The organism is Anabaena sp. 4-3, assembly GCF_001597745.1.
Taxonomy (GTDB): Bacteria; Cyanobacteriota; Cyanobacteriia; order Cyanobacteriales; family Nostocaceae; genus Trichormus.
This window is the reverse complement of sequence record NZ_LUHJ01000026.1, coordinates 401,832-418,662: the sequence shown is the minus strand read 5'-3', so window position 1 is coordinate 418,662 and position 16,831 is coordinate 401,832. Positions and strand designations below refer to the sequence as shown.

Sequence of the window (16,831 nt, the reverse complement as noted above, 5' to 3'; positions counted from 1 at the left end):
GTTGGGGGAGTAGGGGAAGCGGAGGAGAAGGAAGCTAATGACTAATGACTAATGACTAATGACTAATAACTAATTCCTTGCTGCTTGTAATACTTGTGGGCTGCCATTGCCATCGCTAAAAATCCCCACAAAATCATCCCCATGATACTCAGCATTCCACTACTGATAATTAGCTGGGCGCAAAAACTTATACCAATAGCACGGGCAGCACTGACAAAACTATCAAACCGGGCTTCACTATAGCTACAAACGTTGTAAAGTAATAAGATTAATCCGCCTAAATATGGGATTGTTCCAAACCATCCCAAGGTGAAAAACATATCTAAAATTCCACTGTCAACTACAAATACTTCGATTTGTCCTGTTTCTTCGTTGACTTTCCAAATATTTCCTAAACCGTTACCCAGTCCATTAGTTAAGGCAAGATTCAAGTTTCTGTCATAGTTCCCTGATCTATCTCTAAAGCTAGTATCTTGTTCCAGATTGGTAAAACTTTCCATCCGTTCAGCCACAACTTCAGAAATTGGCTCGATAGTTGTCAAGGGTACAACGCAGATTGCCATCATCAAAATGATGGCGATTAAACGCATTTGAATCCGCGTTTTTACTGATATGAAAATCATCACTACCCCCAGTAGCCAACCTCCCCAGTTGCTACGTGCTTGGGTAAGTAGGAATGATAAATAACCAAAGGCGGACGCTGGAAAAGTTAACGCCCCTTGAGTGCTGGTAAACATTAACAATAAGCCAGCTTGTAAGACGGCTGCATAGGGGCCAACAGAGTGCATTGTACTCCATACCCGCATCCCAAAGGGTTCAGGTGAGCCGGAACTGGTGTAAAGTTTTGATTCTATTAGCCAATAACGATCCCACTCTGGAGCTACTACAAATTGATACACGCCGTAAGCCCCTGTGAGTAATACGCACCAGAAAAATACTCGTTGCATATTTTGGCGATAGCTGGGGTAGTCTCGCCAGTTGACAAACAAATGAAAGGCGAAAATGATGGGACTAACCCAATCTAAAAAGCCCCTGGCTACGGGAAGCGGTGCATTAAAAATTAATCCTACTAGAAAGGCATAAAATACACCCAAGGCGGGGAGAATAAAGGGTAAGCCTCCCTGGCGGGCTGCACTGGGTAAGTATTTGATGAAGGTAGCAATGCTGACAAATGATACTAAATAGGGTGCTACCATCATTTGGCGGGTGGGATCCCAACCGATGCGATAGTCAACTAGCCGGGTGGCAAAGGCGGTGAGAAACCAAATCCACCAGTTGAAGCCGATATACAGGATGGGATGGCGCAAGTATAAAAATATCGCTACAACAAAAGCTGTGGCTGGATAAATTATCCGGAGTAGGCTAGCAGCACCGGCAAAATAGCAAGTTGTTGTTAGTAGTATAAAGCCGAGGATGACTAGCCAACCTTCTAGCGATCGCTGTTTGGGTGAAAATTTTTGGTTTGAAAAGGTGTTAAAGAGTATTTGTTGAGAAATCACTGGTATTTCCTACAATTTTTTTAAACGCAGAGGCACGCTAATGTTAATTCAAAATTCAAAATTCTCTCATTCAAAATTCAAAATTCACGCATAGCCTGCGGGAAGGCTTGCGCCTACAAAATTAGTTTGAGTTTTGTAGTTGTGTTAGGGGCGGTTTGAGTGGGTTTTGGGTTTGGAATTGTTGATAGGCTTGCCAACGTCCTTGTAGTGAGGCTATGAGTTTGCGGGTTGCTAGTTGGCTTTGGCTGGGGAAGAATCTCAGCCATTGGAGGAAGCCGTAGCAGTCTCTTGTACCTATGATGATTGCCCACAATAGGAAGATGGTACGGCGTAGGGGTGGGAGATGTTCTAATAGGATGAGGGTTTCGTTATGGACTAGGTTTATTTGGGCGATCGCGTTAAAATTATGACGTTGGTCTTCGTCAAATCTTTGGGCTGGATAGTGATCTACGGCAATTTGGGGATCGTAAATTATTTTTCCACCTGCACGTTTTAAGGCTAGGGTGAAGGCCATTTCAAAATGTACTTGTGCGCCTGTGCCTCGCATCCGTTGATCAAAATGTAATTCTCCGATGGCTTGGGTGCGAAAACTCATGTTTACGCCTTTGAGAATATCGACTTCGCGGGGTTCTCCTACTCCTAGGTGATGGTTGCCAATGACTCGTCCAAACCACTGCAATTGTCCGACTATTGGGCGGGATGCGTCTAATATTTGGTTGCCTTGGTGAATCCAGTCACGACCACCAACGCCAACGACAGCAGTATCTTTGAGAAAATGGGCGTTGATACTTGCTAACCAATCAGGACGGGGGGCGGCATCGTCATCGGTGATGGAAACTATATCACCTGTGACTGCTGCCATGCCAGCGTTGAGGGCGGCAACTACCCCTGGTTGTGTGACTGTGACGGTTTGTAGTGGTAGGTGTTGAGGATCGAAGTTGGCGAGGAATTGCCTTGTTTCTGTATCTGTGTCGCGGACAACTACTATTATTTGGTTGGCTGGTTTAGTTTGCGCTTGTAGTGCCGTAAGGCAACGTGATAGATCGAGAGGACGGCGATAGGTGGGGATAAGAACTGTGTTCTGCATGGCTAATGAACTCCTCAAATAGATCCATATAGGTTTGTGCCATAGTCTGCCAACTGTACTTTTCGGCTAAAGTCCTAGCGGCTTGACTCATTTGTTGCCTACGCTGGCGATCGCTCACCATTGACAACAAGGCGGTTGCTAAAGCGTCAGTATCATCTGAGTCGGGTAAAACTACGCCGCACTCTGGGGTGACTAATTCTGCTCCCCCGGTGGCGGTGGCGGTAATTACGGGTAATCCAGAGGCGAGTGCTTCTAACAATACCAAGGTGCAGGCTTCGTATCGAGAAGGAAACACGAATAAATCGACGGTTCGCATAATATCGGCGATATCACGACGATAGCCGACGAAATGAACGCGATCGCTTAACCCCAAACTTGCTGCTAACTCAGGAAAGGGGCTACCTTCGGGATTTCCGACTACAGCTAGATGTAAGTCGGGAACTTTGACTAAAGCTTGCAGCACGCTATCTAAGTTTTTCCGGGGTGTACGGATATCTCCGGCAAATAACGCTAAGGTGACGTTTTCTGGTAGCCCTAATTGTTGACGGTTGGCTACACCGGGCGCAAATTCTTGTAAATCCACGCCATTGACAATTACCCGGATTCGGGAACGGGGTACACCAATTTCGACTAATTCTTGGGCGACTTTCTCCGAGACGGCGACGACAATTTTGGCTCTTTGGAAAGCTTGTTTTTCCCAATGGGCATTTAGGGCTGTGTATAGCCACTGGTACGCACCATACAAGTCTCGACGCACACGGGAAATATGCACAGGCGATCGCAACCAAGAACTATGCACAAAATGCACAGCATTCACATCGGCTGTAGCTTTTGTAATCGCTCCATTTACTTTTATTAAGTCAAAATTAGCGCGATTTTTTCGCAACCAATCAGCACTTTTTTGAGCAAAAATGAAATTGCGAATAAATTCCGTCGGATAGCCATCAACCGGAATTTTCACCCAATTTATAGCTTGATTTTCTGCTAATTCCGGTGCAATCTCACTAGCTAATAATGTGAGGTGATGCCCCTGACGTAGAGCCTCTTTCACAACTTCATAATTGACTCTACCTTGACCATCACCTTTTCTAACTTTATGGGTCACAATACAGATTTTCATCTATTATAGTCCTTAGTTATTAGTCATTAGTTATTAGTCATTAGTTATTAGTCATTAGTCATTAGTTTTTCTCCCCTGCTCCCCTACCTCCCTACTTACTTCACTCCCAACAGGGGATTAGCTAAAGTTCGTGGAGTAAAACTCAAACTTAATGCTACGAAAGTCCGTAAATTAAATTTTTGTTGCGTGAATGCTTGCCAAAGATAGGAACGTGCTGCTGTTGTTTGTTGATTACGTAATAAACCAATTCCTAAAGTTGTATGAGCTTCCAACCACTTTTGTTGAAAGTAGGAACGAAATTCTTTTAAACGCATATCTTCCATGAAGATTTTGTAACAGAAAATTTCGCTCTGAGCTTTACGAATTTTTGCCTGAGCATTTCTACTACCACTGAGTTGAGTATCAGTTTGTTCATGCTCACGATATAGGGTTAATCTTTCGGGATAATAGTAAACTCCATAACCTGATATACAACATAGATAAGTTAAATATAAGTCCCACATTCCGCCAACTTCTGGGGGAATACTATCCCAATCAATCAGATGATTGCGAATGACACAAGCTGAAGCTGTGGGGATACTTTTGTCAATTAAGCCTATTTTGACAAAATTTTGGTAAGCTCCTTCGGCTAATTTATCTCTCTGATAATCACGAGTATATACTTCTGTTTTTTCGTGATTAATTTGACTTTTGCTATCAATAATATACTGGTCGCAAAAACCTAAAATCAACTGAGAATCTGCTTCTAAATGTGGTATTAACTTGGCTAAAAAATCCTCATGCCAAATATCATCATCATGGAGGCTAGCGACATATTTACCTTGTGCCATTTTGAAGGCGTTCATTTGATTGGGCAACATCCCCATATTTTCTGGATGTCGCCAAAATTTAATCCGCGAGTCTTGAAAGGATTCGACAATTGCTTGGGGACTTTCGGGGCTGCAATTATCAGAAACGATAATTTCAATGTTGTGATAGGTTTGTTTAACTGCGCTGGCGATCGCCTGTTTTAAATATTCTGCTCTGTTATACGTGGGGATAATTACACTAACCAGAGGTTCTGAAGAATTAAGATGATTCATAATTGTGATTAGGCTGGCGAAATTGGTTCAGATTCAGAATTTAAGGTTGAAATTCAGCAATAGTTCTGGCATAAATTTTTTCGAGTCGTTGCACATGCACATCAAGTGTAAATTCTTCCTGGAACCAAGCCTGACCTTGTTGACCCATAAGCCGACATTTGAGATAATTTGATGCTAGTTCATTGATGGCATTGGCTAACTTCTGCACATCATTGAGTGGAACTAAAATACCTGTTTCACCATCTCGCAGATGTTCTGGAATTCCTCCGACTGCACTGGCTATTACGGGTCGATAATGGCTATAGGCTTCCAGTGTGACTAAACCAGCCGGTTCCGGCCACAAACTGGGAAAAACCACAGCCAAACATTGTTGATACAGTGCGGCTAATTTTTCGCCACTACACCAACCATGCCAAGTAATGCGATCGCTTAACCCCATTTTCGCTGCTAAACGTTCCATACTCGGCTTACCCCAACCATCACCAGCAATATCTAAATGGATACTTGGGTGAGTTTTCACTAAGGCTTTAATTAGCCATTCAATGCCTTTGTACGGAACAATCCGACCGACAAATAAAATGCGCTGCTGTTGATGGATGTCTTGACTCAAAGGTGCAGTCTCAGTTTTGGGTGGTTGGACACCACAGCGCAATGTTATTACCCGTTCCGGTGGTATACCACTACTAATGACTTGCTGACGGACATAATCACTATTAGCAATTACCGGAATAGGTAATTTTTTGAGGGCTTCTAGCACCTGAGATGTGTTTCGCCAGTCTTGGAGAATATTTTGTGGTCTGCGACTACCACAGCCATCGACTAGATGACCCCAAGCACATCCTAAAGGGTGCATGGCGCGATCGCACACTCTACCCCTATCTGCTAGATATTGTGTACCACTGGGACAGTAAATAGAGTGATTATGCAAAGTCAAAATTGCTGGACATTCTTGCCGCCAATCAACTAACATATCCGGGTCGTGAATATGCAGTAACTTGAACTGCTTTTGATCTACTGTTTTTAAAGACGTAATAGTGCGATCGCTTACCCCTGGAAGTTGAGCCGATACTAAAGAAGCCACGTAAGTTTCAATACCGCCACCGCCTCTAATATCTGTTTGAGAACAGTGATAAATCATTGGGGAATCAATTATGTTCGCAATCATCCTTAAAAACCAAAATTAAACCAAAACTTGTGTCTGACATCACTTACATAATGCCGTAAAGCAATTTCTTTACTGGCAAATTTATCAGGATAAATAAATTGGTCTGTAACATCCAAAACATATTTTTTTGTACATAGTGGTACACCATGATTATGGTGCATTGTTAAATGTACAATTGTTTGTTCAGTAAAGTAGATCGGCAGTCCGGACAGGTTTGCTAAACGTTCAATTGCCAAATTCCAATCAAACTCATGCTTAAATAAAATAAATCCACCATTGACAGGATTTAATTTTTCTTCTGGCTCATAAATGATGCGTGCATCTAAAGACACTGAGCAATCAGGCAGATAATAAGAGGATTTACTATCTGAATTAGCTAAATCAACTAAATCACTTCCACCAGGAAAAAACAAAATATCTGAGTCAGTGTAAATAGTTGCACCATCAACGGGAATTGACATCAATGCTGATAACTTTTTCCCCATCGGATGCTGTTGGGCATAATCAGAAACGCATTGCGGCAAGTCGGTTCTGATCAACTTGTTTAAAGGTACTACCTCAACGCAGGGATGAATAGAACGCAGTAACTGACAACTAGCATCAGTGTAGCTACCATCCGAAATCACAGTAAATGTCTGGGGAATGCCGATATTCCGAATAAATGAGCGAATACTAGCTACTTGTTCTGGTAAGTCACGTTCACAAGATAAAGCATAGACATTAATCGTCACATTACCAGGGTGGGGAATGGAACGTTTAACTATTTGAGGTAGCAGAGACTTATATAGAGAACGATTTATTTTTCCTTGAAATCGCGCAGTATGATAGCCAATATTTACCATTCGTTTTCCCTGAGTAAGAGATAGAATTATTTACTTAGCTTGTTGCTGAATACAGCAGTTTGTTGGTTTTCTTCATCAAAGATTAAAGAAATTCTCCCGAAATATTTCTATCCAGCTTGTCCCATTTCATATTGCATTTGGTGATATTTCCACAGCTTACCTTTTTGCTCTAGTAATTCTTGATAACCGCCTTGTTCTACGATGCGTCCTTGGTCAAGAACTACGACTTTATCGGCTTTAGCAATAGTAGAAAGACGGTGAGCGATCGCAATTACTGTTTTCCCTGCTGATAGCTTTTCTAATGAGTCTTGAATTAATCGCTCTGATACAGAATCTAACGCGCTAGTTGCTTCATCCAAAATCAAAATATCTGGGTTACGTAATAAAGCACGAGCTATTGCTAATCTTTGTCTTTGTCCTCCAGATAAGCGTACACCCCTATCTCCTAGTTTGGTGTCAAAGCCTTCAGGCATTTCTAAAATAAATTCCAAGGCGTTAGCTAGTTTTGCCGCTTCTTTAATTTGTTCTGGAGTCGCTTCTGGTGTACCGTAGGCGATATTTTCCCAAACAGAAGTGTTAAAAATAAACGTGTCTTGACTAACGACAGCGATTTTGCGACGTAAGGAATTAATCTCAAACTTCCTAATGTCGATATCATCTAAATAAACATCGCCTTGAGTAGCATCATGAAAGCGAGGAATTAAATCAGCTAGTGTGGTTTTACCAGCACCAGACGCACCAACTAAAGCTGTAGTTTTACCTTTCTCAATGCTCAAGGTAATGTCACGCAAAATTAAGTGATCAGGACTGTAACCAAAATCTACAGATACTAAATCAATTGACCTTTTTAAGCCGGTAAATTTGATTTTACCATTTTGGAAATAAGGCTTATCATCCGTTCTCAGCAGGTTTTTAATATTGTCTGCCGAACCTTGCAAGCTGCTTAAAAATGCTCTAGTGCCATTAATATCTTGAATAAATGGGACAAGTCGGAAGAGTACAAAGAAAAAGGTTAATAGAGAAGAAATTTGTAACTGACCATCAGAGACAAAGTTAGTGAATGCTAATACAATCATCCCGACTAAGACAGTGGTAGCGATAGCTTCTGCAATTGGTTTTACCAATGTCCAGGTGATGATGACTTTGGTAGTAGAACTGACGACTTCTTGACTAGCTTTGTAGTAGCGATCGCGTTCAAAATTTTGAGTTCCAAAGGCGTGAACTGTCCGCATCCCATTAATAAATTCTACGGCTGCTGATGTAAAATTTCCATTAGCCACCGACATTCCGAAACTGGTTTCGCGCACTCTGGCATTCAAATTAGATAAGCCTACCGCTAACAATGAAAATAACATGGTAGATACTAATGTTAGCTGCCATGAAATCACAAACATGGAAATTACATAAACCAGAACTGCCAAGCCTCTAGTCAATAAAAAGGCTGCACCACTGAAAACCTGCTTAATTCTTTCAATTTCTGTGGTAATCGTGTTAAATAGTTCCCCAGAGGAAATTTTACTAAAGTAACTCAGTTGGAAAGATTGCAGTTGTTCAAAAATACTTTTTCGCAGGCGATCGCCAAGATATAATTGCGCTAATTCTATATAAACTTGGCTAAAATAATTAAAGGTTGCTCGTAACCAAGCACTGAATAAAATCAGTACAGATATCCGATACAACCGATTAATCGCTGGTTCTTTCGCCCCTAAAATTAAAATGTCAAACCATTCTATACCTGTTTTGACTGGTTGAGCATCTGGGCTGGTTAAACTTTGCAAAAATGAAAGTAAAAATCCAATGCTTACACCTTCAAAAGTAGCCGCTAGCACTGAGAACACCAAAGCTAAGATTGCTATTTTGCGGAATTTTTTGAATTCTTGCAAAATTAAATAGTTATCTTTCCAGAAGCTAGTAGCTTTTAATAGATTACGGATGAGTTGATTTGGTTGAAAACGCATGATTATTTTCTAATCAGACTTGGTTATTTATCAGCGATATACGCTAAGTAACTAATTCGGCTTTATTATCAGCCAACAGATAAATTTATCAATTACTGTCATAATCCTCAAAAAAACTCACTGATTTAAAGATGTTGTAAAGTAGTAAAATTTTACAGAAAAATCATACTCTATTTACAGATGTAGTGCTGAGTGAATACTTCAACTCAGCACTGCTGAATGGTAGTTTTATTGGCACCACTTTGTACTCAACACAGTTACATCACAGTTAATCACGAGCAAAACCGATAACCAAACATGAAAGAGTCTTTCCCTTACACCCTTACACCCTCTTTTAAACTACAGGTTTGTCCGTCCAAATGTAACACCTGGGCTTCTGCCTTCACTTCCCATGAATTGTTAATTACTGGTAGTTGCTTGAGTTGATGTTGTCTTTCTAAACTCAAACTTATGGCTGCTTCTAAAGTCCAACAACGAGTTCCTATCAAACTCATTTCACCTCGTAGCACATTCCATAATTGTGGCAGATGATCTAAACCTGATTTACTCAACCAACGCCCCAAAACAGTGGTATTTTGCTGATGAGTAGTACAAAACTTAATCGTGCGAAACAGTTTACCCCTTTGTCCTACACGCCATTCACGAGTAAAGATTGACTTGGGTGAATAAACTTGCATCAGTATTATCAATACTGCCATGATTGGACTTAACAACAGCAATAATCCGCCGGCAATCACCCTGTTTATCAATTGCAACCACATTCCATTTTGGCTAGTTCGTTGGAAAAATTTAGAACCAGAAGGTATGCGGAGGAATATAGGTTTATTAGCTTGTTCACAGCCCTCAGCCCAGAACTGTAACACAGTTTTACCCAGTTTGGCATCTATACTCACCAAGTTGACTGGTGAATGTTTTAAGCATTCTACTAACAATTGCTGATTATCTAGAGAAGGTAAATATGGCTGTGGCAATTTTGTAGAAGCCTTTACCAACAGTTGACCCCGCCGCCATTGGAGAGTGTAGCGTGAGGCGCGATTTTCTTGCTGTTGTGGGGTTACAGGATAGTTATGAAGAAGAGTTGGAACTATTGTGCTTGTCATAATGTCTTGGGATTTATGTCAAGTAAATCGCTGAGTTGATATCAAAGGCTATCAATGTCAAAGACGGCGATGTGAATCGTGCTTTCTAGCCCAAAGTTATAGATATTTACACATCTTGCACCCGTTGCTTGATGACAATTTTTGTAGGGTGGGCATTGCTAGCAGGTAGCTAAGATTATGAGTTTTACGTTGTGGGCTGTGCATCGCCTATTCTGATTGAGAATGGTGCAAGATATGACACTTTGGTAATTCTGCTAGATTTGAGATATTCAGTTAAAAGCCAAATGACCGATGTTTTGTGCTGTTTAACTTTCTAGTAGCCTGTTTATCTCCCTTCTCTACAAGAGGCTGCGCCAACGGGAGAGGGAACTCTTAATAGACAACGGGCAACAGTCAATTTTTGAGTTTAATTGAGATTTGTTGGCTGTTTCCTCTGCCAATCACAGCGTTTAATACCCCCACCTATTGACGGTTGGCGTTCATGGGGGATTGAACCCCCTTCAAACGTTCCTGTTAAGAGTTCCCTGTTGTCTTGAATTGCAGAAATATATTTATTGAATTTACGTCGTGCTGGATGACATACTAAGTAGATAGGTAGTAGTCAACATAATTAGAAAGTTAACTGGAAATTTAGATGTCTCGGATACAAATTAGGGATGTTGGGTAAATGTAGAGGTATGTTACCCCATGATGAGCTTAATAACTTTGTAATTATGTTTATTTTGCCTACTTGTCTACTATGTTCAATAAATTTAAGAAAGCTAGTCCACTATTACCGTTGAGTCACCTAAAATTAATTTCAATATCTAGGATATAAGAATCCATATAAATAACTATATAGCAAAACTGATTCTTTATTTATTCTTTAAATAAAAAGTGTTTCCCAGCCAAAATATAAAGCTGGCATAAATATACTTATTTATTTAGTAATAATTTTAGAGTTAATTTTAACACAAAAAAAGTTTAAATTGTACATTTAAAAAAGTCAAGTTTATTTCAACATTTTTTGGACATAAAATTATTAAATTATATAAATTTGTCAATCAAGTCAGAAGGCAGAAGAGATTATAACTCCTAAGAAACACAGAGAGTGGGGAGGCAGGGGATTGGGGATTGGGGACTGGGGATTGGGGACTGGGAATTGGGGACTGGGAATTGGGGATTGGGGACTGTTCCCTGTTCCCTGTTCCCTGCTGTAACTAATGACCAATGACTAATGACTAATGACCAATGACTAATGACTAATATATCAGCCCAGCAAAAACACAAGTGCGATCGCAACCCTGAACAGGCGATCGCACAATCAAAAAGTATGACTCAAGTCAGATGAATTCAACAGGGAGCAGGAAGCGGAGGCAGCAGGTGAAAAGAATTTTTACCTATTCCCCAATCCCCAATCCCTTCTACTTCTCTACCGCTTGTTGTAGAGCATATCGATATTCCCTAGCATACTGTACATAGGTACTATCAGAGTTAGCCACCCCATTAGCCACAACTCCAATCAGGTTTAACCTACTCAACATACCTGTAGCTTGGGCGATTTGGCTGCGAGTTACCCTACCGATGCTAGCTACCAATACCACACTCCGACAAGAGGAAGCCGTCAGCATCGCATCCACCAAACCCAAAACAGGCGGCGCATCGATAATTACTAAATCATAGTTCTCCTCAAATGCGTTCATCAATTCCTGCATCCGGGGAGAACTCAAAAGATTAGCAGCATCAGCAGGTTGAGGGCCAGCCGTTAAAATATCAATATAGGTTGAGCCTACAGAATGAGTTCCAATCTGATTAGGCAAAGTGATCTCACTAGCCAAGAGAGTAGAAAGCCCTTGATCATTGGGAATATTTAGCTGTTCATGCAGACTCGGATGACGTAAGTTAGCATCAATCAACAGTACCCGTTTATGTAACCGCGCCGCACTCATCGCTAAACCCAAAGCGAAAGCTGACTTACCCTCATCCACCACAGGCGAGGAAATCATCAACGACTTCAAGCTAGAGACAGAATTTAAAAGTTCGATATTTTTGTAAATCAGATCCAAAGATTCCCAACGGTGAGGAGATTGTAAAACCTCAATCGTCCAAGGTGCAGGTATTTCTGGCTTACCAAAAGGTAGCTTAATCATAGATTCTTTGGTTTTAGCTGGTGCTAGTTTAGGAGTAGTTCCCAACAAAGGCAAAGCAGCTTGTTTTTCTAACTCAGCCGTAGTGTGAACAGAATCATCAGATGCTTCCCGAATAAAGGCGGCAATACCACCCAACATTAACCCTACCACTGCACCCAACATCAGATTTTGCTGGAGGTTAGGGCCTAATTTCACACCTAGTTGGGGTTCTTCCACAACTTCCCAATTAAATCCACCCTTGGCTAATTCTTGGCGCAATTGCTGTTCTGCCCGCAACAGTTGCTCCAATCTTTCGCGACTAAATTGTAACTGTGGTTGTATGCGGTTGTAATAAGCCAATAGGGGCGGAAAGCGTTTGATTTCTAGACGTAGCTGATTTTCTTTCTGTGCCAAACTTTGGTCACGCGCACTTAATGCAACTATAGTTGTCTGTGTTTCTACCAGTTGACTAGCAAGGTTAAGGTCAATTTCACCTAGTTGTCCTTGTTCCAGAAGCGGTTCCCTGGAATTGAAAACACTGACTCCTTTAAAGCCTAAAGTTCTGCCTACTTCTTGTTGCAATAATTCCTTTTGGCTTTGCAGTTGTTCTTTCAACTTCTGCACGCTAGGAGTCTCATCTGTAAAGCGTAGGCGTTCTTGAGCCAACGACAGTTCTGTTTTTTGAATTTCGTTGAGTAAGCCTTGATAGCGAGTAGACTGACTCAGACGGGAAGCAACTAAAGCATTTTGAGGAGAACGGTTGAGTTGTTCTTGCAAAGATTTTTGCTTGGCTAAAGCCTCTTGATACTGAGAACGAGTAGTACGGCGTTCCTGTTCAACAGCGTTCAAAGCATCTTCTAAAGCTTTAGCCTGTGCAACTGGATCAATTAAATTCTGATTTCTGCGGAACCGTTGTAAGTTGGCTTCAGCCGCGTTTACTTCTTCGCTGGCTTTGCTTAATTGTTCTCTGATAACTTGTAGACCTTTTTGCAGACGCATATCCTGCTGTTCTTTGTTGTATTCCACATAAACTTGACGAATAGCAGCCAGAACTTTTTGCGTCTTTTCGGCATCGTTAGCTGTGTAGTCTACCTGGAAAATTTTAGTCGCTACATTATCTTCTTTCGTCTTGATTTGATTCAAGACTAAAGCATTTTTAATGTCAGCGACAGTAATATTTGGATATTCAGATTGTAGTTTTGTAACTGCTTTTTGAATCAGTCCTGAACTCTGCATCAAATTAAGTTGAGTTGCAGTATCTATCTGGACATCAGGTTCGAGAAATTGAGTTTCTGGCCCGGCTGTCTCTCTTCTACCTTGGTAGTTAGGTTCTACCAACAACTGCATTGTACTTTTGTAGGTAGGTTTGGTTTTAGAAGTGATGAAAGCTGCTAAGGCAATTGTGGTGAACAATACTGCTAAAAACCAAGGAAATCTCCGAATAAGTACCGTAAAAATTTTTCCATAGCTAGGTTCTGTATCTTGATTTGAAGTGACGATATTGGTGCTTAGACTGCTTTGAACCACGTTTATTATCCTTATCTGCGAGACGCTACGTGAACTACTAACAAATCAGATTTGGTAATTTTCACTAATTGCCCAAGCTGAAATAAAAGGACAGTCTTCTTCTTCAATTGACACCACAAGTTTCGTCAATAACTCGCTCAACTTTGTTAAAGAAGACTTGTTCTGAAAAATTATTCACAGCATGATTACGAATATTTTCATAATTCCAAGCAATTTTTCCGGACTCTAATAATGCAGTTTGTAAAGATTCCGGTGTTTGTCTGGTAAAAAATACTCCGGTGTGTCTATGTATTTGCGTATCTAATACACCACCTGCGCCATAAGCAATCACTGGTGTACCACTAGCATTAGCCTCTACAGGTACTAAACCATAGTCTTCTAAGGCTGCTACTATTATGGATTTCGCTTTCGCAAACAAATCTTTACGTTGGCTGTCACTGACATGACCTAAAAATTGAATATTATCCAACGCTTTAGCTTGTAATCGTTCTCTTTCTGGGCCATCTCCAGATATTAATAACGGCCATCCTAACCAGTTAAATGCTTCAACTATGATATCGAGTCGCTTATAACTAATCATCCGCGCCGATGCTAAATAGTATTCATCTTTGGTATCTGAAAAAATAAAGTTACTGGTATCGATAGGATAGTTAATCATCAGTGCTTGTTTGCCGTAAATCTTGTGAATGCGGCGGGCAACTGTGCTGGAATTGGCAATGTAGATATCAGGTTCCTGAGCATATTTCAGGTCTACATCTCTCATTAATTGAAAAATTCTTTGGATGAAGGGGGCAAAGTAGCGATAGTCACTATATTCTCGTAAATAAGTTTCTGTATCCCACAAGAAACGAGTGACATTATGACAAAAGCAAATGTGTTTGGCATCTTGTCGCTTTTTCACTGCTTTGGCAAAGCTGGTACTACTGCTAATAATTAAATCGTAGTCTTGCAAATCTAAAGCCCGGAAGGCAGGAAAATATAAGGGAGCCATTAATCTAAAATATTTGGCTGCACCAGGAATTTTTTGTAAGAAAGTTGTCTTAACTATGCGATCGCCTACATCGATAGTTCTCTCAGGATCATATAAAGATGTAAAAATATCCGCTTCTGGATAACGGTGACAAAGTAGTTCAAAGACGCGTTCTGCTCCACCACGCTGCGTTAAATAATCATGAACTAGGGCAATTTTCATGGTCTTCTCAAATTATTAATTAACCGCCGATCAGATACCCTGAACCCCCCTTGTCCGAAGGGGGGCAATATTTCTAAATTACGATTGCCAAATAAGTCAGATGCTAGCTAACTGTGGCGAGGACTTTCTCTGAGGCAAAATATTGATTTTGTTCGGCTCTGAGTTGGTCACACAGTCTGCCTGCTGGTAGTTCTACATCATCGTAGGTGAGGACTTGATCCCTGGGAATATCACGCTTGAGACGGCATCCTTCGGCTAAACCCATTGGTAGAAGCTTTTGTTGTTGGACAATATTGGAATTTTCACATTGTCCGTAGGTCATATAATAGCCTATGCCATCTAAAGTGTCTCCTGCCTTGAGGTCAATTTTGGCAGTGGCTACTACGTCCACTAAGGGGCCGCCTAAAGGAGCCATCACAGCATCTTGGAATAAAACTGCACGGGCTACAGATAAGGGTACTTCAAAATGGCAGAGGTGATAGGGGGTGTAGAAGCTATATAGAGGGCCTTCACCTAATTTGTAGAGGTCGAGGTAGTGGCGTTGTTTGGGGTCGTCATGGGTAGCAAAGACAAACACGCCAGGGCTGGGTTTAGCTCCAACTACATAGTCTACGATGCCACCGAGTTCTTTAAGTTGTTCCACATCATACATATTGGTCATTTCGTCTACATGACCGGTGAAGTTGTAACCCAACATTCCCCGCTTGGCAACTTTCATGCCTGTGGCGTTGGCAACGATCGCCTGCTCGAATGATATCTTTGTACCGTCGGCAAAGCTTGTCACCATGTGGGCTTTTTGTCCCCAACGTTTGGCGAATCCTTCTTGAGTGGTCGGGTTGCGGTAGGGGTCTTGCAATCCTTTGATATTTCCGCACAATAGGGGAGTCAAACCAATACTTTTGACAAATCGGTAAAGGTTCAACTCTACTCCTGGTTGGTCGCCATCACAAGCGGAGAGAATCACGCCGGCTTTATCTGCATAAACTTTGAGGATGGGGCCGATAGTAGCGTCGAGTTCGGCGTTCATCATAATAATATGTTTGCGGTGAGCAATTCCTTGCATCACCATCTGAGTACCGAATTCCACTGCACCAGTCACTTCGATAATCGCATCAATACCTTGGGCTTGGCAGATGAAGTTGGCATCTTCAGTAATCGCATATTTCCCTTGAGCGATCGCTGTCTCTAATGCGCCTACACTCTCAACAATTTGAATTTCCTCAATACCTGCTTCTGTATACGCACGTTTAGCACCATCCAGGCTACGGTTAGAGATTGCTACCAACTCCATACCAGGAACAGAATTGATAATTTGGTTAGCAATCCCTCGACCCATAAAACCAGCCCCAATCATTCCCACTCTCACGGGATTACCAGCAGCAGCACGAGCTTCTAGAGCGCGATCAATAATAATCATTTTGTTAATTCCTTTATTTCGTATTGTTTTGAGGCAGGAGGCATGAGCAGGGGAGGCAGGGGAGTAGAGGGAAAAAATCTCATCCCCAATCCCTTCCCATGCCTAACAAACTGCTTCCACTGGATTAGAACTACCGATGGGAATGGTTTCTAACAGGGGAAAATTGGCATCTTTCTCAGAAATTAATGTGACTTCTAACGGCCATTCAATGTTAAAAAATGGGTCATTATAACGTAGCCCTCTTTCATATCCTGGCGTATAAAATTCACCGACTTGATAGACAATTTCAGCATCATCGCTCAAAGTTTGATAACCATGAGCGAACATTTCTGGTACATATAAAGCGCGGCGGTTTTCTGCTGTGAGTTCTACACCAAAGTGAGATAAAAATGTCGGTGAGTCAGGACGCATATCAATAATTACATCATAAATAGCACCTTTAATACAACGCACCAGTTTAGTTTCGGCTGCTGGTTTGAGTTGATAGTGCATTCCCCGGACTGTGCCTTTTGTATAGTTATAAGCAATATTGCACTGAGCAACTACTGGTTTTAAACCGTGGTCTGTAAATTCTCTAGCGCAAAAAGTCCGAGCAAAAAAACCTCTGTTATCTGACTTTTCTTCTAAATCAATAATAAATGCGTCTTGTAGCGATGTAGGAGTGAAAATCATAGTTGACAGGAATATAATTTGAACAGAAGAAATAATTACTAATCACTTAGTATTTACTCTAG

12 protein-coding genes are annotated in these 16,831 nt (G+C 41.3%); all 12 read right to left on the bottom strand.

Features of this window, described 5'->3' with window-relative positions:
• Window positions 1–62: 62 nt before the first annotated feature.
• Window positions 63–1,499: an O-antigen ligase family protein gene (locus A3775_RS08320; RefSeq protein ID WP_066377734.1), complete on the bottom strand. Its 1,437-nt coding sequence runs from the start codon at window positions 1,497–1,499 to the stop codon at window positions 63–65.
• A 121-nt stretch (window positions 1,500–1,620) separates the two neighbouring features.
• The gene (locus tag A3775_RS08315; RefSeq protein ID WP_066424515.1) at window positions 1,621–2,586 is read right to left on the bottom strand and encodes a glycosyltransferase family 2 protein; all 966 of its coding nucleotides are present in this window, start codon (window positions 2,584–2,586) and stop codon (window positions 1,621–1,623) included.
• Complete coding sequence (locus A3775_RS08310; RefSeq protein ID WP_066424513.1) at window positions 2,504–3,706, bottom strand: glycosyltransferase family 4 protein; 1,203 nt, start codon at window positions 3,704–3,706, stop codon at window positions 2,504–2,506. Before A3775_RS08310 ends, A3775_RS08315 begins: the two co-directional genes overlap by 83 nt.
• Before the next feature lie 95 nt (window positions 3,707–3,801).
• Complete coding sequence (locus A3775_RS08305; RefSeq protein WP_066377738.1) at window positions 3,802–4,788, bottom strand: glycosyltransferase family 2 protein; 987 nt, start codon at window positions 4,786–4,788, stop codon at window positions 3,802–3,804.
• Between the two features lie 40 nt (window positions 4,789–4,828).
• Window positions 4,829–5,953 carry a glycosyltransferase family 4 protein gene (locus tag A3775_RS08300; protein ID WP_066377746.1) on the bottom strand — a complete coding sequence of 375 codons (1,125 nt, stop codon included), beginning with the start codon at window positions 5,951–5,953 and terminating at the stop codon, window positions 4,829–4,831.
• Between the two features lie 2 nt (window positions 5,954–5,955).
• On the bottom strand, window positions 5,956–6,795 hold the full coding sequence (locus A3775_RS08295; RefSeq protein WP_066377748.1) for a hypothetical protein: 840 nt from the start codon (window positions 6,793–6,795) through the stop codon (window positions 5,956–5,958).
• Window positions 6,796–6,902: 107 nt separating this feature from the next.
• Window positions 6,903–8,753 (bottom strand): heterocyst formation ABC transporter subunit HepA, encoded by a 1,851-nt coding sequence (gene hepA, locus A3775_RS08290; RefSeq protein WP_066377750.1) that lies wholly within the window; start codon window positions 8,751–8,753, stop codon window positions 6,903–6,905.
• 314 nt (window positions 8,754–9,067) lie between these two features.
• Window positions 9,068–9,853, bottom strand: a complete 786-nt coding sequence (gene hepC / locus A3775_RS08285) for a heterocyst development glycosyltransferase HepC (protein ID WP_066377754.1) — start codon at window positions 9,851–9,853, stop codon at window positions 9,068–9,070.
• 1,403 nt (window positions 9,854–11,256) lie between these two features.
• Window positions 11,257–13,488 (bottom strand): polysaccharide biosynthesis tyrosine autokinase, encoded by a 2,232-nt coding sequence (locus A3775_RS08280; protein WP_066377757.1) that lies wholly within the window; start codon window positions 13,486–13,488, stop codon window positions 11,257–11,259.
• Between the two features lie 103 nt (window positions 13,489–13,591).
• Window positions 13,592–14,680 (bottom strand): glycosyltransferase, encoded by a 1,089-nt coding sequence (locus A3775_RS08275; RefSeq protein WP_066377759.1) that lies wholly within the window; start codon window positions 14,678–14,680, stop codon window positions 13,592–13,594.
• Between the two features lie 103 nt (window positions 14,681–14,783).
• Entirely contained in the window at window positions 14,784–16,097 is a 1,314-nt protein-coding gene (locus A3775_RS08270; protein WP_066377761.1) for an NAD(P)H-dependent oxidoreductase, read from the bottom strand.
• A 102-nt stretch (window positions 16,098–16,199) separates the two neighbouring features.
• Window positions 16,200–16,769: a dTDP-4-dehydrorhamnose 3,5-epimerase gene (rfbC, locus tag A3775_RS08265; protein ID WP_066377762.1), complete on the bottom strand. Its 570-nt coding sequence runs from the start codon at window positions 16,767–16,769 to the stop codon at window positions 16,200–16,202.
• Window positions 16,770–16,831: the final 62 nt, after the last annotated feature.